This window comes from Mesosutterella porci (assembly GCF_022134585.1).
Classification (GTDB): Bacteria; Pseudomonadota; Gammaproteobacteria; order Burkholderiales; family Burkholderiaceae_F; genus Mesosutterella; species Mesosutterella porci.
Genome location: NZ_JAKNCT010000002.1, coordinates 80,221 through 95,444, shown reverse-complemented (window position 1 = coordinate 95,444; position 15,224 = coordinate 80,221). Strand labels below are relative to the sequence as shown.

Sequence of the window (15,224 nt, the reverse complement as noted above, 5' to 3'; positions counted from 1 at the left end):
TAAGAAATTGCCCCTATTAATGGACTTGGTGGATATGAATTCCGATAAACAGGACCATGGCATTCTGGCCTTGGCCGGGGAGGTTCTGGCAACAGAGGCCGCCGCGGTTAGCGCGCTGAAGTCGCGCCTTAACGGAAACTTCGCCCGGGCGGTCCGCGCACTTTTGTCCTGCAGGGGCCGCGTGGTGGTGACCGGCATCGGCAAAAGCGGCCATATCGCCCGCAAAATAGCGGCCACCATGGCCTCCACCGGCACTCCTGCCTTCTTCGTGCACGCCGCCGAGGCCTCTCACGGCGACCTCGGCATGATCACGCGCGATGATGTGCTCATCGGAATCTCCTACTCCGGAGAGACGAGCGAGGTCCTCGCCATCGTGCCCGTCATCAAGCGCGAAGGCACGTTCCTCATCTCCATGACGGGGAATCTGGAGAGCTCGCTCGCCCGTGAGTCCGACATTGCGCTCAACGTACACGTCGAACGCGAGGCCTGCCCGCTCAACCTGGCCCCGACCGCCTCAACGACGGCGACTCTCGCCATGGGAGACGCGCTGGCGATAGCCTGCATGGGCTCCAAAGGCTTCACAAAGGAAGACTTCGCCCGTTCGCACCCCGGCGGCTCGCTGGGCCGCAGGCTTCTTCTGAGAGTCTCGGACGTCATGCGGCGCGGCAACGACGTGCCAGCCGTGACGCCGGGCACCAATGTCCTGCAGGCCGTTCAGGAGATCAGCCGCAAGGGCATAGGGATGACTGCCGTGGTTGACTGCGAGCGTCGCCTGCTCGGCGTTTTCACCGAAGGAGACCTCCGACGCCTGATCGAGCGGGTAGGGGACATCCGGCGCTACAGGATCGAGGAGGTTATGACCGCCACACCCAAGTCCATAGCGCCTGAGGCCCTCGCCGTCGAGGCCGCGCAGCTGATGGACCGCGGCAGATGCAACCAGCTGCCGGTTGTAGACGAGAAGAGACGCCTGGTGGGGGCGCTGAACCTGCACGATTTGATGACGGCAAAGGTGATCTGATGACGTTAGAAGAAAAGGCGAAGAAAATAAAGCTTGTCGTGCTGGACGTGGACGGCGTTCTCACTGACGGGCAGATCATCACCAGCTCACAGGGAGAACTCTGCAAGCACTTCAATGTGAAGGACGGTCTTGGCATCAAGCTGATGATAGCCGCCGGCATCGACGTAGTCATCATTACCGGCCGGCGCTCGGCCATCGTGGGCGCGAGGCTGCGGGAACTGGGGGTCCGCGATGTCCTGCAAGGACAGATCAACAAGAAGCGGGCCTTCCTCGACCTCATCAAGTCCCGCAGGCTTGAGGCGTCCGAATGCGCCTGCATGGGGGACGATGTGCCGGATCTGCCGGTGATGCAGCTCTGCGGCCTGCCCTGCGCGCCCTCTGACGCCGTGCAGGCCGTGCTCAGCCAGGCCGCTTTCGTCTCCAGCAGAAAAGGCGGCTTCGGAGCTGTCAGGGAAATGGCCGAAGCCATCCTGAAGGCACAGGGCAAATGGGACCAGCTGCTCGACAAAATCTATTTCAACCCGGAGCCGTCCCGGTTTAGGTAGCGAATCATGAGGGAGCGAATTTCGGCCGTCGTCGCCATCGTGCTGCTGCTGCTTCTCATCGGGGCGAGCTATTTTTATGCGACTCAGGCGAGATTGAAGGATCTCAAATACATACCGGGCGAGAACTCTCCGGACTACACGGCCGAAAACATCACCGTGACGGCCTTCGGCCCGGACGGCAGTCCCCAGCGGCGGCTGATCGGACGGCGCATGGTGCATTACTCGGACGACCGGACCGATGTCGCGGAGCCCGAGCTTGTCGCTTTCGAGCCCTCGAAGCCCAAGGTCATCGCGAAGGCCCGGCGCGGCTGGACAAGCGACGGCGGCCAGACGATAGAGTTCGAGGGCCAGGTCAGCCTAGATCGGGCCGCATGGAAGAATTCGGCCGCCATGAGCTTCCGCACGGCAAAGCTCACGGCGTATCCCGACACAGAACGTTTCGTGTCGTCCGTCCCTGTCGCTTTCGCTTGGGGGGAAGACAGGACCACAGCGGGCTCCATGGTCTATGACCATGCCCGGGGAACGATCAGCCTGTCGGGCAATGTGAAGACGCACATCGTCCGGCAGAAAAAATAAATTGGGGATGGCATTAAATGCTTAAGAACAAAATCATCCTGATTGCCGCGACGGGCTTCGCCGCCGCGGCCGTCCAGGCCCTCCAGTCCGACAGCAGCAAGCCCATCGAGATCGCTGCGGACCGTTTTTCCGGCGACCAGGTCCAGCAGACCGCAATCTATACCGGCAACGTCGAAGTCCATCAGGGCTCGCTGGAAATGCACGGAGACCGCATGGACCTCAGCGTCAATAAGAAAGGCTACCGAACCGGCGTCATGACGGGCCGTCAGGCGCGATTCAAGCAGCAGCGTGACAATCCCGACCCACGCATCAGCGAGTGGATGCACGCCCAGGCCGACAAGATGATTTACAACGAGGAGAAGGACACCATCACCCTGATCACCAACGCCAGGCTCACGAGGACCGAAAACGGCGTGCTCAAGGACGAGGCGACGGGGCAGCTCATCGTCTACGACATCCGCAATGCCCGCTCCCAGGCCCAGGGCGGCATGGTGAGTGGCGAGCGGCAGCGCGTCACGACTATCATTGCGCCCCGGAAAAAGGACAATGAATCCGGCAGTTCGGCCAAAGACACCACGGGGCTCAGGTCGTCGGATTCCATCGGCGCCCGCCGCAAGGAGTAAGCCGTGACCGATTCCCTGAACTCGCTTGTGAAAGGATCCCACACCCTTGATACCCGGGCCCTGCGCAAAAGATACGGCAGCCGCATAGTGGTGAAGGACGTGTCGCTGCAGGTGAAAAGCGGTGAGGTCGTCGGGCTGCTCGGTCCAAACGGCGCGGGCAAGACGACCAGCTTTTACATGATCGTGGGACTCGTGCCGGTCGACGGCGGCTCCATCTACCTCGACGGGGAGAACATCACCCACCTTCCCATTTACAGGCGCTCCCGCATGGGGCTTTCCTATCTGCCGCAGGAGGCGAGCGTCTTCCGGTCCCTGACCGTCGAGGACAACATCCGCGCCATTCTGGAGCTGCAGAAGGATGAGCAGGGAGCTCCCCTGACCAAGAGCCAGATTGACGCGCGGCTGGAGGAGCTGCTCGACGAGCTTTCCATTCAAGGCGTGCGCACTAATCTCGGCATCTCTCTGTCCGGCGGCGAACGCCGCCGCACGGAGATCGCCCGCGCTCTTGCGGCCAGGCCGAAGTTCATTCTGCTTGACGAGCCGTTCGCGGGCGTCGACCCCATCGCTGTCAATGAGATACGGAAAATCATCCGCATCCTCAAGGACCGCAACATCGGCGTGCTGATCACTGACCACAATGTCCGAGAGACTTTCAAAACCTGCGACCACGCCTACATCATCGCTGACGGGCACGTCCTCGCAGCCGGGTCCCCGGAGCAGCTCAGCAGCAACCCGGAAGTGCGGCGCACCTATCTGGGTGAAGATTTTGATTATCCCCGCAGCGCCGTGGATCGCTAACGCCGGGACTGACTGCATTGAGCAACGCACTGAAAATCGTTCAGAGCCAGAAAATGGTTCTGACTCCCCAGCTGAAGCAGTCCATCGAACTACTTCAGTTGCCGACGGCAGACCTGCTGGAGACCATCAGCCGCACGCTCGAGGAAAACCCCTTCCTGGAGCTTCCGGAAGACTCAGGTGGCGAGGACTCGCCGCTTCGCGGTTCTCCGGAGTCCGAGGCGCAGGCCCCGCGGCACGAGGAGGAGCCTGATTCGGCCACCTCCGCTCCGCTCAATGACATGCCGCCCGAAGTCGACCTGGTGCACCAGCCCTGGGGAATGCCCGAAGGCGATGATGACTATTCTCCGATCGACCGCGCGGTCTCTCTGACCACCCTTGCCGACCATCTTCACGAAGAGCTCGGACTGCTGCGGCTCGATCCGGATATTTCCGCCAAGGCGGCCTTCCTGATCGGGGAGCTCGACGACGACGGTTTCCTTCCGATCTCCCTCGAGGAGGCGGCCAGAGACTTTGAGCGCATCACGTCCACCGGGCCCGCGGCGCCGGAGCAGTGGCAGGAGGCGCTCCGGGTGCTGCGCGGGCTCGATCCCATCGGCGTGGGCGCCTCCTCTCCACAGGAGTCGCTGCTGCTGCAGCTTGAGAGCAGAATCCAGTTCTGTCCGCCGGAAGAAAGAAAGATTCACGAGCTTGCGGAAAAAGCCATCGCCGAGCATCTCCAGGAACTGGCCCGGAAGGATTTCTCCCGGCTGAAAAAGTGCCTTGGCTGTTCCGACGAAGAGGTCCGGAGGCTCTACGACTGCATCCAGTCGCTCACGCCAAGGCCCGCTGCTCTCTACAAAAGCTCGCCCACGCTTTATGTCATCCCCGACGTATTCGTCAGGCGTCAGGCAGGCCGCTGGGAGGCGCTTCTCAATCCCGCCACCGTACCCCCCGTCCGCATCAACGAGCGGCTCGTGAGGCTGATGAGCGCTCAGGGAAACAGGTCAAAGGAAATGAGCGGCTGTCTGACCGCCGCCAGGACGTTCACGCACAGCGTGAACCAGCGCTTCGAGACCATCCTGAAGGTCGCTCAGGCCATCGTGCGCAGGCAGCAGGATTTCTTCAGTAGGGGCGAACTCGCGCTGACACCCATGGTGCTGCGTGACATCGCCGAAGACACACAGCTGCACGAGTCCACCGTTTCGAGGGCGGTGAACGGGAAATACCTTCAGTCCTCCCGCGGCGTCTATGAATTCCGTCACTTCTTCAGTTCCCATGTCTCCAGCGCCTCGGGCCAGGCGGTTTCGTCAAAGGCGATCCGCACTCTGATCCGCGAGTTCGTCGAAGGTGAACCGCCCGACAGGCCGTTGTCTGACTCCCAGCTCGCGGCGCTGCTGGCCGGCAAAGGCTTCGCCGTGGCACGCAGGACCGTCGCAAAGTACCGCGAGCAGGAACAAATCCCTATCGCCTCGCTTCGGAAAAAAATCCCTCTCTGACGTACCATAGACGCAGCGTTCAATTTCCGTACGGCGGGGGCTCCGTCCATGCAAGTTATCGTTGTGACCGGGCTGTCGGGATCCGGCAAGTCCGTGGCCATTAAGCAGCTCGAAGACAGCGGTTTTTACTGCATCGACAACCTCCCTGTTGACTTCATCGTACCGGTCGCGAAAGCCCTGGACTCGAGCGGTCAGCGGCACATCGCGATCTCGGTGGATGTCCGCACCCATGCCGCCCCCCAGAAGGCGAAGGAAAAGCTCTCCGAGCTCAGGCGCCTGGGCTACGACGTGAAGGTGCTCGCCCTCACCGCCTCAACCCCGGCCATCGTCCAGCGTTACTCGGAAACAAGGCGCCGCCACCCCCTCACCCCCCTCAACCGCAGGCCCGGGGACCAGACCGGCCTGCAGGAAGCGATAGCCAAGGAGCGGGCCCAAATGGATCTTCAGGTCGGGGAGGTGCTTGACACGACCGACCTGTCGCCCGCGACGCTGCGCGCCTGGATCCGGCAGTTCATCAACGCACCCGCCTCCGAAATGACCTTGTCCTTCGAGTCCTTCGCGTTCAAGAAGGGCATTCCCGTCGCCGCCGACCTCGTGTTCGATGCCCGCTGCCTTGCCAACCCCTACTACGAGCCGGGCCTGCGGGAGCTCACGGGAAAAGACGCCCCCGTCATTGAGTTTCTGGAGAAGAAAACCGACGCGCTGAAATTTGTTGGCCACATCGAGGAATTCATCCGCGCCTGGCTACCCGCCTACATGTCCCAGGACCGACACTACCTGACGGTGTGCATCGGGTGCACTGGCGGGCAGCACCGCTCCGTGTACGTGGCCGAGGCTCTCTTCCGGCGCTTTGCGCGCACGCCAGGCGCCGTGGTCCGCCACCGCGCTCTCGACAACAAGGCGCGTCAGGGCTGAGCGCTTCCGGAAAGAAATTCAAGCGCCAGCTTCTTCACCGGGGCGGGCAGGGCTCCTTCGGCCGCCTCAGCGCGGCTAAACCACCGTCCCCTGCCGTGCAGGTCCGGACTGCGGCCTGCGCTCTGAACACTCCAGACGAACATTTCAAGCCTGTAGTGCGTAAAGTCATGCTGCACTTTACGGTAGAAGCGCAGGCTGTCTGCGTCCACCGCCTCCAGCGCCCGAAGCCCCTCCCGAACGGCTCGGCTCTCGCCGCCGCCCTGCACGCAGGGAAAACACCACAGCCCTCGCCATACGGCTTTTTCCGTCCTTTTCTGCAGCCACAGCCCCTGAGGCCCCCGGATCATGAGAAACGCCTCCTGCCGCACCTCTCTGCCCCGGCCTGCGCCCGCCGCCTTCCGGCCCGGGAAGCTCTCCGGGCTGCCGGAGGCGAAGGCTGCGCATCCGACCCTGAGGGGACAGTCCGCACAACGCGGTGATTTCTGCGTGCAGACCCCTGCCCCAAGATCCATCAGCGCCTGGGTGTAAGCGCGGCAGCCGCTTTGCGGCAGCTCGCGACGGGCAATGGCCCAGAGCTCATTCTCGAAGGCGGCTTGGGAAGCACCGCGGCGGACTCCGAAGCAGCGCGAAAAGACCCTCCTTGCGTTTCCGTCCAGAATGGGCGCCGGTCTGTCCCAGCAGCTCGAGACGATCGCCCCGGCCGTCGACCGTCCAATGCCGGGGATCTGCATCAGAGCCTCGACGCTTTGGGGAAATTCCCCTCCGGATTCCGCTATTTTCCTTGCGCCTGCGTGCAGGTTCACGGCCCGGCGATAGTACCCGAGCCCCGACCAGTGCTTCAGCACCTCCTCCTCGGAGGCCCGCGCGAGCGACTCGACGCTGGGGAAGTCCTCGATGAACTTCAGGTAAAAAGGAATTACCGTGCCGACCTGCGTCTGCTGCAGCATGATTTCCGACACCCACCTTTTATAAGGGTCTGTCGTCTTCTGCCAGGGAAGATCCTTCCTTCCCGAGCGCTTCTGCCATGCGGTGAGGAGCGTCGCAAAATTTTTCATCATTCTTCTTCTCACAACCCCGGCTTTTGCGGATCCGCAAAACATTTCCAGAAAATCGTTAGACTTGCGCCTAAGCACGCTTCTTCTTGTTAAGAGTCACCTATGCCTCTGGCTTTTTGGAGATTCCCTTGGTTCGCGATCTCTGCGGCGCTGGCCGCCTCGATCGCCTTCTGCCCCGCGGCGGGGGCTCAGCCCGGCTCGTCTCAAGCCGCAGGCGCTGCTGCCTCGTACCCGGCCCTTACGAGCGACGTCCTGTTCGAACTGATCGCCTCGGAGGTAGCCGCCCAGAGGAACCTCCCCGGCTCAGCTTACGCTACTCTGATGAAGACGGCCCGGGATACCGGCAACGCAGGCATCGCCAGGAGAGCGGCGGAAATCGCATCCGCCTCCAGAGCCTGGCGAGAAGCCGACGAAGCCCTGAAGCTCTGGGAGGAGCTGTCCTCCAACCCGTCGGACAAAAGGCTTGCGCACGCCCTCGAAGATGTCAGGGCCGGGCGCTATGAGAGCGCCGAGCCGGCGCTGGCGGAAGCATTGAAGACAAGCAGCACTCGCGAACAGCTTCTCGGGCAGATCGTCGTCTTCTTCAGCGGCGCCGATGCCTCCCGAGCTTTTCCCGTCATAGAGCGGCTGGCCAGCCCGAGCCTGAAAGAAGACGAACGGCCGCAGCTGCCCCTTCTGCTGAGCCAGCTCGCCGCTCAGGCCGGCGAGCCCGCCAAAGCGCGGAAATTTGCCGAACTCGCCATCAGCCGCTCCGGCGGCAACGAGGAGGTGATCCGCCAGAGCCTTATCCCGCTTGCGATGACCAACAGCGCGGAGGCCATCCCCGCGCTCGCGGCATTTCTGAAAGCCCATCCCCGTGCGGTCTGGGCCCGCCTGCTCTATACGCGGGCACTGGTGCTCAACAAGGAGGAGAAGGAGGAGAAGGAGGCCGGAAAGCAGCTCCAGGCTCTTTCCGCCGAGCCTTTGTCTCCTGCGCAGTGGTTTCAGCTGGGCACCTTGTCGGAAGCGCTTGGGAAAACAGACGACGCCTTCGGCTTTTACAAGCGGAGCCTGCAGACTTCGGGCACGGGCGCAGGCAGCCACCTTGACAGCGCCAGATTCCGGCTCGGCGTTGTAAGCGAGGCACGCAAGCATCCCGAGGAAGCAATCGGGTGGTACTACAAGGTCGAAAAAGGGCCGCACTACGTGCCCGCCCGGTTGCGGCTGGCCGAACTGCTCGCCGCTGCCGGAAAAGCGGATCGGGCCGCGGCGGTCCTCGCCGGCACCCGGTCGGAAAAACCAGAGGAGCGCGCCGCGCTTGTCACGGCGCAGGCCCAGCTGCTCGACAGGGCGGGCCAATCGCAGCAGGCCTACGAACTCATGAAGGACAGCGCCGGGGAGCTGGCCGGGAAGCCTGATTTCCTCTACGACACGGCCATGATGGCCGAAAAGGTGAATAACCTGGAAGATGCTGAGTTTTACCTGAGGAAAGTTCTCGCCCTCCGCCCGAATTCCGCCTCCGCCTACAACGCCCTCGGCTACATGCTGGCCGACCGCGGCCTGCGGCTACGCGAGGCGCTCGGTTACATTGAAAAAGCAGACCGGCTCAAGCCCCGCGACCCTTATATCCTGGACTCTCTGGGCTGGGTGCACTTCAAGCTGGGCGACCTTGAACTGGCTGAGCGCTACCTGAAGCAGTCCATCGGGCTGCGCTATGACCCCGAGACGGCGGCTCATCTGGCGCAGGCCTACGCAAAAGCCGGCGATCTCGATGAAGCAAGAAAGATCGTCAGCGCCGGACTTAAAAGGCATCCTGACAGCGCCCCGCTCAAAAAGCTCCAAGAAAGTCTCCCGCCGCCATGAAACGCAGGTTTTTCCTTGCCGCGGCGTTCGCATCGCTTCTGGCGGGTTGCTCCGCCCTGCGCCCGCCCGAGGGCGAGCGCGTTCAGCGGCAGATTGAGGGACGGTTTTCCATCTCGGTCGAATCCAGCGGCGACAGCCGCAGCGACCGCGGCTCCTTTGTCTGGACCGAGGCAGAAGGCTGGCAGAGGCTTGACATAGGCCACCCCCTTGCAGGCACCCTGATGCGCCTGACAATGTACCCCGGCCGGGCCGTCTTCGAGGACGGCAGCGGCAAAAAGCTCGAAGGCCGCTCCGCCCAGGCTCTGATGGCCGAATATCTGGGGTTCGATTTCCCGATTGCCGCCTTCAGGAGCCTGCTTGAGGCGGACACCGGAACTGCGGACTCGTTCGAGCTGCAGGGCTGGGACGTCTCCGTGGTGCAGCGGACAAGCCAGGGGTTGCCTCAGCTGGTGAGGCTCAGAAAGGAACCTTCGGAAGGCTCACCCCTCATCCGGGCCACCCTTTTCATTGACTCGAGGCAAAGATATGCCCGTTGACTCCGACAGCTGCTTTGTCAACCTTCCCGCACCCGCCAAAATCAACCGCTTTCTGCACATCATCGGCCGCCGCAGCGACGGCTATCACCTTCTGCAGTCTCTTTTCGAACTCGTGTCCCTGTGTGACGACCTGAGCTTCCGAAAGCTGGAGAACGGAAAAATTGAACGGATCGGCGACCTTGCCAGCGCGCCCGGGGATGACCTGTGCGTGCGGGCTGCCCGGCTGCTGCAACGCGAAGCCGGCTGCCGCGCAGGGGCTGTCGTCAGGCTGCACAAGAAAATACCGTCCGGTGCAGGGCTGGGCGGAGGTTCTTCGGACGCCGCTACGACTCTGATCGCACTCAACCGGCTATGGGGCGCCGGCCTGTCCCGGTCCGATCTGATGGATCTCGGGGCAAGGCTCGGCGCAGATGTCCCGTTTTTCATCGGGGGACGCAGCGCCTTCGTCGAAGGCGTCGGCGAGCGGCTCAGCCCGGTGGATCTCCCAGACGAGCTCTTCGCGGTGATCTGGCCAGGCGTTGGTTCCTCCACCCCGCAGGCTTTCCAGCGCTTTGACTTGACAAGCCATCCTCAATCGTTGAAAATTAACAATCTTTGCGGCTGCTTCCGGAACGGCCGGCTCCGGCAAGACTTGCACAATGACCTCGAGCAGGTGGTCTCAGAGTCCATCCCTCAGGTCCCTGAGGCTCTTGCCTATCTGGGAAGACTCGGCGCAGCCCGCATGACCGGGTCAGGTTCCGCTGCGTTCGCCGCCCTGAGCGACGGGAAGGCCGCCGAGGCCGTCCTCCGCCGGGCGCCGGAAGCCTGGCAGTGCTTCATTGTCCGAAGTCTGCACGAACATCCCTTGAGCGGATGGTTGGATAATATTTGATAGCTGTCCTTCGCAGGGGAGTCGCCAAGTTGGTTAAGGCACCGGATTTTGATTCCGGTATTCGCAGGTTCGAGTCCTGTCTCCCCTGCCAGCGAACCGGCGGCAGAAGTATAGATTTATTGTTTTTTGTTTATTTTTTATAACTGCGGGACGATGAGCCCTGCGAGGATGAAGAGTTAAATCATGGTTTCCGACAAGCTTATGGTTTTCTCGGGCAACGCCAACCCCAAGCTGGCCCTGTCTGTCACGCAGCACCTGAACATTCCGCTCGGCCGCGCCACGGTGAACCGCTTCTCGGATGGGGAAGTTGCCGTTGAGATCAACGAGAACGTCCGCGGACGCGACGTCTTCGTCCTGCAGAGCACCTGCGTACCGGCCAATGACAACCTGATGGAGCTGATGATCATGGTCGACGCCCTGCGCCGCGCCTCGGCCCGCAGGATCACGGCGGCCATCCCCTATTACGGATACGCCCGCCAGGACCGCCGCCCGCGCTCCGCCCGAGTTGCGATCAGCGCGAAAGTCGTCGCAAACATGCTGCAGTCCGTGGGCGTTGATCGCGTGCTCACCATGGACCTGCACGCCGACCAGATTCAGGGCTTCTTCGACATTCCCGTGGACAACATCTACTCCACTCCGGTCCTGCTCAACGACATTCTTGCCCACCACTACCCCAACCTGATGGTGGTGTCCAACCTGATGGTGGTGTCGCCGGACGTCGGCGGCGTTGTGCGCGCCCGTGCCATGGCGAAGGCGCTCGATGTTGATCTGGCCATTATTGACAAGCGCCGCCCGCGCGCCAATGTCGCCGAAATCATGAACATCATCGGCGAGGTGAAGGACCGCACCTGCCTGATCACCGATGACATCGTGGACACCGCAGGCACGCTCTGCAACGCCGCAAGCGCCCTCAAGGAGCGCGGCGCCGTGTGTGTCCTCGCCTATGCGGCCCATCCTGTCCTGTCAGGAAACGCCATTGAAAGAATTACAAATTCGCCCTTGGACGAGCTCGTCGTCACCGACACGATCCCGCTGCGTCCCGAGGCCGAAGCCTGCCCGAAGATCCGCCAGCTGTCCTGCGCGGCTCTGATCGGCGAAACCATCTCTCGCATTGCCAACGAGGATTCCGTAAGCTCTCTGTTTGCGGAGTAAAACCGCGGCTTCTCCGCTGGTCGCGGCGGAGAAGCCCCTTTATTTTTTTCTTTTGGAGCTTTAAATGAATTTCACCGCTACCACACGTAAGACGCAAGGTACGGGTGCGAGCCGCCGTCTGCGTCGCGCCGACAAGGTCCCCGGCATCGTCTACGGCAACAACCTGCCGGCGACCCCGATCGTGATGGACCACAACCCGATTTTCTACGCCCTGCGCAAGGAAGCCTTTCACTCCTCCGTGCTGACGCTCAACCTCGACGGAAAGGACGAGCTTGTCGTGCTGCGTTCTTTCCAGCTGCATCCCTACAAGCAGCAGGTTCTGCACATCGACTTCCAGCGCGTGGATCCGAACGTCCCGATGAACATGCGCGTGCCGCTGCACTTCGCCGGCGCCGAGAACAGCCCTGCCGTCAAGATCAGCAAGGGCCTTATCAGCCACCTGGTTTCCTTCCTGGAAGTGCGCTGCCTGCCCAAGGATCTGCCCGCCTTCATTGACGTCGATCTGTCCGGCATGACCGCTCAGACCACCCTGCGCGCCTCCGACCTGAACCTGCCCGAGGGCGTCAAGGTCGTCGAGAAGCCGGGCGAAGACACGGCCATCGCCACTGTGATCACCGACTTCAAGGAAGAAGAAGCCGACGAGGCCGCGGACGCCGCTGCCGCTGCAGCCGCCGCTGCGCCTGCCGAAGGCGCTGCCGCCGGCGCCGCCGGTGCTGCCGCCGCTCCTGCGGCTGGCGCCGCCGCTGCGGACGACAAGAAGTCCGAATAAACTTCTGTCTTCCGTTGAAAAAGGCTCTCCCCCTGGCGGAGAGCCTTTTGTTTATCCGTTTCACAAGGAACCGCCGTGTCCAATCCATCCAAGGGCATCTGCCTCATCGCGGGGCTGGGAAACATCGGCCTGGAATACGAGGGAACCCGACACAACTCGGGCTTCAGGTTTGCCGACGCACTGGCCGAAAAATACCGGGCTTTCTTCTCTGAGGAAAAAAAGTTCTTTGCCTTCACTGCGAAGGCGCACATTGGCAGCCATGATGTCTGGCTCATGAAGCCGACCACCTACATGAACCGCTCCGGGCAGGCCGTGCTCGCGATGGCACAGTACTTCCACATTCCGCCCGAGCAGATCCTAGTCGTCCACGACGAGCTGGACCTGCCGCCTTCCTGCATGCGGCTCAAGCTGGGCGGCGGGAATGCCGGCCACAACGGTCTGAAGGACATTACCCAGAAGCTCGGGACCCCGAATTTCTGGCGGCTCAGGCTCGGGACGGGACACCCCAGAACACTGGGACTCGCCCAGCCCGTGGCCGACTTCGTCCTGCACAGAGCGAGCCCGGAGCAGCAGGCCGGGATCGACCGCTGCATCGCCGCTGCGCTTGAAAGCGTGGAGGATCTCGCCGAAGGCCGCTTCGACAAGGCCGAAAGGAGCCTCTCTCCCTTCGGGCATCCCCCGAAAGCGAGCGAGACGGCCTGAGGCGGTCGCCATGAATCCGGTGATCTTCGTCAGCCCATGCCTGCTCGGCCAGAAAGTCCGCTGGGACGGCCGCAGCTCGCTCGGCGACGCCTTGTTCTCACGCTTCATCGCTTCGGGCGGAAGCATCGTCTCGCTGTGCCCCGAGTGCGCCGGCGGCCTGCCGACCCCGCGCGCGCCCTGCGAAATCGCAGCCGCATCTGGCGGAGCCGTCCTGGCCGGGCGCGCGATAGTGCAGGACGCCAACGGCGGGGATAAGACGCACCAGTACCTTGAGGGAGCTCGGGCCGCGCTGGCACTGTGCCTCGCCAACCGCGTCCGTATCGCCGTTCTTAAGGACCGAAGCCCCGCTTGCGGCGTGAATTTCATCCACGACGGCGCTTTCTCCGGCCGCGTGGTCCGGGGCGAGGGAGTTGCGGCCGCACTGCTGCGCCGCTCCGGCATCCTGGTGTTCGATGAGACGCAGCTTGTCGAAGCCTTCGAGGCAGCTTTCGCGGATCAGCCGGGAGCATCTTCCTGCGGCTGCGGGGTTGCGGGATAATCAGTTCATTCATTTTTTGAGGGGGCCAGTCCTTCCTCTTTTTTAGGGAATTTGCAACATGGGTCTTAAATGCGGCATCGTCGGCCTGCCAAATGTGGGCAAGTCCACTCTCTTCAACGCCCTCACCAAAGCGGGCATCGCGGCCGAAAACTACCCTTTCTGTACGATTGATCCCAACGTCGGCATCGTCGAGGTTCCTGACCCGAGGCTCTCGGCGCTGGCCGACATCGACCACCCGGCGAAAATCGTCCCTGCCACCGTCGAGTTCGTCGACATCGCCGGACTGGTGGCCGGCGCCAGCAAGGGCGAAGGCCTTGGCAACCAGTTCCTCGCCAACATCCGCGAATGCGACGCCATCGCGCACATCGTCCGCTGCTTTGAGGACGACAACATCGTGCACGTCTCGGGAAAGGTCGATCCGGCCTCCGACATCGATGTGATCAACACAGAGCTCGCGCTGGCCGACCTTACCGTTGTCGAAAAGCAGCTCCAGAAATGGGGCAAGATCGCGAAGCAGGGCGGAGACAAGGAAGCCGCAAAGCTGGTCGCCGTGCTGGAAAAGCTTCTGCCCGCACTATCTGAAGGCCGCCCCGCGCGCTTTGTTCCCCTTTCCGAAGAAGAGCTGCACACGGTCAAGAATTACGGGCTGCTCACGCTCAAGCCAGTGATGCTCGTGGCCAACGTGAGTGAGGACGGCTTTGAGAACAACCCTTACCTGGACAAGGTGAAGGAAATCGCCGCTCAGCAGAAGGCCTCTTTTGTCGCCGTCTCCGCCCAGACAGAGGTGGAGCTCCTCGAGATGCCGGAAGAAGACCGGGCGATGTTCCTCTCCGACATGGGCCTGAAGGAACCGGGACTAAACCGCGTCATCCGCGCGGGCTACGACCTTCTCGGCCTGCAGACGTTCTTCACGAGCGGCCCGAAGGAAACCCGCGCCTGGACCATTCACAAGGGAGACACGGCCCCGAAGGCCGCCGGCGTTATCCATACGGACTTTGAAAAGGGCTTCATTCGGGCCCAGACCATCGCCTACGAGGACTACATCAAGTATCACGGCGAAAAGGGCGCGCAGGAAGCGGGAAAGGAAAGATCGGAAGGAAAAGACTATGTCGTGAAAGACGGCGACATCATGACCTTCCTTTTCAACGTCTAAGCCGCGGCCCCGCCGGGGCCCCGGACAGGATGCTTTCCGAAAAGCATCTGCGGGATCTCCCCCGCAGGTGCTTTTTTCTTTTTTCCTTCTTCCCTTTTTCCTGTGCAGGCGGTCCTGGCGTCGGCCCCGTAGCCCTTTTGAGCTTCATCTTATGGATGCCTCGGGCGTTGCAGTTAAAATCCTCATAGGGATTCCTGCCGACCGGACTGTAGAATTTCCACCTGCGGGCGGAAGGCATTTCTGGCAGCCTCGCAACTGAAAAGAGTCTTTATGGCACTGACGAGTACAAAAAAACGCAGAGACATTGGAGAGCGCCTCCGGTCGGAGCGCGAAAGGCTCGGCTACACCCCGGAGCAAATAGCCTCGCTGCTGGGCGTTCCACTGGAGCAGTACCAGCGCTATGAGACCGGCGAGCTGGATCCAGGCGTCTTTCGCATGACGCGTCTGGCCGCCATTGACTTCGACATCCTCTATGTCATCACCTCGGAGAGACATACCCCCATTAACGAAGAAAACGAGCTTCTGGATCGATTTCGAGAGCTCTCCAGACACGGGAAGGCGTCCGTCTTCATGACGCTTGACGCGCTCGAAAGGCTGGCCCCGAATCTGAGGCGCACGATTCGGAAAACGCTGCGATCGAAAAAATAATTGAAAGT

The 15,224-nt window shown here is 62.1% G+C and carries 17 protein-coding genes and 1 tRNA gene; 17 read left to right on the top strand and 1 reads right to left on the bottom strand.

Translation table 11 applies throughout. The features are described from left to right. Window positions 1-34: 34 nt before the first annotated feature. From MAF45_RS02055 to rapZ, 7 genes are read left to right on the top strand one after another with little or no spacing between them, the layout of a single operon-like run. Window positions 35-1,018 carry a KpsF/GutQ family sugar-phosphate isomerase gene (locus tag MAF45_RS02055; protein ID WP_237977895.1) on the top strand — a complete coding sequence of 328 codons (984 nt, stop codon included), beginning with the start codon at window positions 35-37 and terminating at the stop codon, window positions 1,016-1,018. Next, a complete protein-coding gene (locus MAF45_RS02050; protein ID WP_237977894.1) occupies window positions 1,018-1,563 on the top strand; it encodes a KdsC family phosphatase in 546 nt (181 codons plus the stop codon). Before MAF45_RS02055 ends, MAF45_RS02050 begins: the two co-directional genes overlap by 1 nt. Window positions 1,564-1,569: 6 nt before the next feature. Beyond that, window positions 1,570-2,139 carry an LPS export ABC transporter periplasmic protein LptC gene (lptC, locus tag MAF45_RS02045; protein WP_237977893.1) on the top strand — a complete coding sequence of 190 codons (570 nt, stop codon included), beginning with the start codon at window positions 1,570-1,572 and terminating at the stop codon, window positions 2,137-2,139. Between the two features lie 17 nt (window positions 2,140-2,156). Next, the gene (gene lptA, locus MAF45_RS02040; protein WP_237977892.1) at window positions 2,157-2,762 is read left to right on the top strand and encodes a lipopolysaccharide transport periplasmic protein LptA; all 606 of its coding nucleotides are present in this window, start codon (window positions 2,157-2,159) and stop codon (window positions 2,760-2,762) included. Window positions 2,763-2,765: 3 nt separating this feature from the next. Continuing rightward, complete coding sequence (lptB, locus tag MAF45_RS02035; protein ID WP_237977891.1) at window positions 2,766-3,560, top strand: LPS export ABC transporter ATP-binding protein; 795 nt, start codon at window positions 2,766-2,768, stop codon at window positions 3,558-3,560. 17 nt (window positions 3,561-3,577) lie between these two features. Further along, window positions 3,578-5,035, top strand: coding sequence for an RNA polymerase factor sigma-54 (gene rpoN / locus MAF45_RS02030; protein WP_283206969.1), 1,458 nt, complete (start codon window positions 3,578-3,580; stop codon window positions 5,033-5,035). 48 nt (window positions 5,036-5,083) lie between these two features. Continuing rightward, window positions 5,084-5,950, top strand: a complete 867-nt coding sequence (gene rapZ / locus MAF45_RS02025) for an RNase adapter RapZ (protein ID WP_237977889.1) — start codon at window positions 5,084-5,086, stop codon at window positions 5,948-5,950. Here the strand turns inward: rapZ and mutY are convergent. Beyond that, complete coding sequence (gene mutY, locus MAF45_RS02020) at window positions 5,941-7,008, bottom strand: A/G-specific adenine glycosylase (RefSeq protein WP_237977888.1); 1,068 nt, start codon at window positions 7,006-7,008, stop codon at window positions 5,941-5,943. The genes rapZ and mutY overlap by 10 nt on opposite strands. Window positions 7,009-7,107: 99 nt before the next feature. Here mutY and MAF45_RS02015 point away from each other — a divergent pair, with 99 nt between their 5' ends. From MAF45_RS02015 to MAF45_RS01970, 10 genes are all read left to right on the top strand, one after another. Next, entirely contained in the window at window positions 7,108-8,847 is a 1,740-nt protein-coding gene (locus MAF45_RS02015) for a tetratricopeptide repeat protein (RefSeq protein ID WP_237977887.1), read from the top strand. Beyond that, window positions 8,844-9,383 (top strand): lipoprotein insertase outer membrane protein LolB, encoded by a 540-nt coding sequence (locus MAF45_RS02010; RefSeq protein WP_237977886.1) that lies wholly within the window; start codon window positions 8,844-8,846, stop codon window positions 9,381-9,383. The genes MAF45_RS02015 and MAF45_RS02010 overlap by 4 nt, the downstream gene beginning before the upstream one ends. Continuing rightward, window positions 9,373-10,254: a 4-(cytidine 5'-diphospho)-2-C-methyl-D-erythritol kinase gene (gene ispE / locus MAF45_RS02005; RefSeq protein WP_237977885.1), complete on the top strand. Its 882-nt coding sequence runs from the start codon at window positions 9,373-9,375 to the stop codon at window positions 10,252-10,254. The genes MAF45_RS02010 and ispE overlap by 11 nt, the downstream gene beginning before the upstream one ends. Before the next feature lie 14 nt (window positions 10,255-10,268). Further along, window positions 10,269-10,345: transfer RNA gene (locus MAF45_RS02000), tRNA-Gln, on the top strand. A gap of 92 nt (window positions 10,346-10,437) precedes the next feature. Next, window positions 10,438-11,406 (top strand): ribose-phosphate pyrophosphokinase, encoded by a 969-nt coding sequence (locus MAF45_RS01995; protein ID WP_237977884.1) that lies wholly within the window; start codon window positions 10,438-10,440, stop codon window positions 11,404-11,406. 64 nt (window positions 11,407-11,470) lie between these two features. Next, window positions 11,471-12,175 (top strand): 50S ribosomal protein L25/general stress protein Ctc, encoded by a 705-nt coding sequence (locus MAF45_RS01990; protein ID WP_237977883.1) that lies wholly within the window; start codon window positions 11,471-11,473, stop codon window positions 12,173-12,175. Window positions 12,176-12,250: 75 nt separating this feature from the next. After that, window positions 12,251-12,877, top strand: coding sequence for an aminoacyl-tRNA hydrolase (gene pth, locus MAF45_RS01985; RefSeq protein ID WP_237977882.1), 627 nt, complete (start codon window positions 12,251-12,253; stop codon window positions 12,875-12,877). Between the two features lie 10 nt (window positions 12,878-12,887). Further along, a complete protein-coding gene (locus MAF45_RS01980; RefSeq protein WP_237977881.1) occupies window positions 12,888-13,415 on the top strand; it encodes a 2-thiouracil desulfurase family protein in 528 nt (175 codons plus the stop codon). Window positions 13,416-13,473: 58 nt separating this feature from the next. Then, window positions 13,474-14,568 (top strand): redox-regulated ATPase YchF, encoded by a 1,095-nt coding sequence (gene ychF, locus MAF45_RS01975; RefSeq protein ID WP_237977880.1) that lies wholly within the window; start codon window positions 13,474-13,476, stop codon window positions 14,566-14,568. A 270-nt stretch (window positions 14,569-14,838) separates the two neighbouring features. Beyond that, window positions 14,839-15,216, top strand: coding sequence for a helix-turn-helix domain-containing protein (locus tag MAF45_RS01970; RefSeq protein WP_237977879.1), 378 nt, complete (start codon window positions 14,839-14,841; stop codon window positions 15,214-15,216). The last annotated feature ends 8 nt before the right edge of the window (window positions 15,217-15,224 follow it).

Bases quoted from the DNA above. Each gene is read 5' to 3' on its own strand.
- MAF45_RS02055 (WP_237977895.1), top strand. From the start codon at position 35: ATGAATTCCGATAAACAGGACCATGGCATTCTGGCCTTGGCCGGGGAG.
- MAF45_RS02050 (WP_237977894.1), top strand. From the start codon at position 1,018: ATGACGTTAGAAGAAAAGGCGAAGAAAATAAAGCTTGTCGTGCTGGAC.
- lptC (WP_237977893.1), top strand. From the start codon at position 1,570: ATGAGGGAGCGAATTTCGGCCGTCGTCGCCATCGTGCTGCTGCTGCTT.
- lptA (WP_237977892.1), top strand. From the start codon at position 2,157: ATGCTTAAGAACAAAATCATCCTGATTGCCGCGACGGGCTTCGCCGCC.
- rapZ (WP_237977889.1), top strand. From the start codon at position 5,084: ATGCAAGTTATCGTTGTGACCGGGCTGTCGGGATCCGGCAAGTCCGTG.
- mutY (WP_237977888.1), bottom strand. From the start codon at position 7,008: ATGATGAAAAATTTTGCGACGCTCCTCACCGCATGGCAGAAGCGCTCG.
- MAF45_RS02015 (WP_237977887.1), top strand. From the start codon at position 7,108: ATGCCTCTGGCTTTTTGGAGATTCCCTTGGTTCGCGATCTCTGCGGCG.
- MAF45_RS02010 (WP_237977886.1), top strand. From the start codon at position 8,844: ATGAAACGCAGGTTTTTCCTTGCCGCGGCGTTCGCATCGCTTCTGGCG.
- ispE (WP_237977885.1), top strand. From the start codon at position 9,373: ATGCCCGTTGACTCCGACAGCTGCTTTGTCAACCTTCCCGCACCCGCC.
- MAF45_RS01995 (WP_237977884.1), top strand. From the start codon at position 10,438: ATGGTTTCCGACAAGCTTATGGTTTTCTCGGGCAACGCCAACCCCAAG.
- MAF45_RS01990 (WP_237977883.1), top strand. From the start codon at position 11,471: ATGAATTTCACCGCTACCACACGTAAGACGCAAGGTACGGGTGCGAGC.
- MAF45_RS01980 (WP_237977881.1), top strand. From the start codon at position 12,888: ATGAATCCGGTGATCTTCGTCAGCCCATGCCTGCTCGGCCAGAAAGTC.
- ychF (WP_237977880.1), top strand. From the start codon at position 13,474: ATGGGTCTTAAATGCGGCATCGTCGGCCTGCCAAATGTGGGCAAGTCC.
- MAF45_RS01970 (WP_237977879.1), top strand. From the start codon at position 14,839: ATGGCACTGACGAGTACAAAAAAACGCAGAGACATTGGAGAGCGCCTC.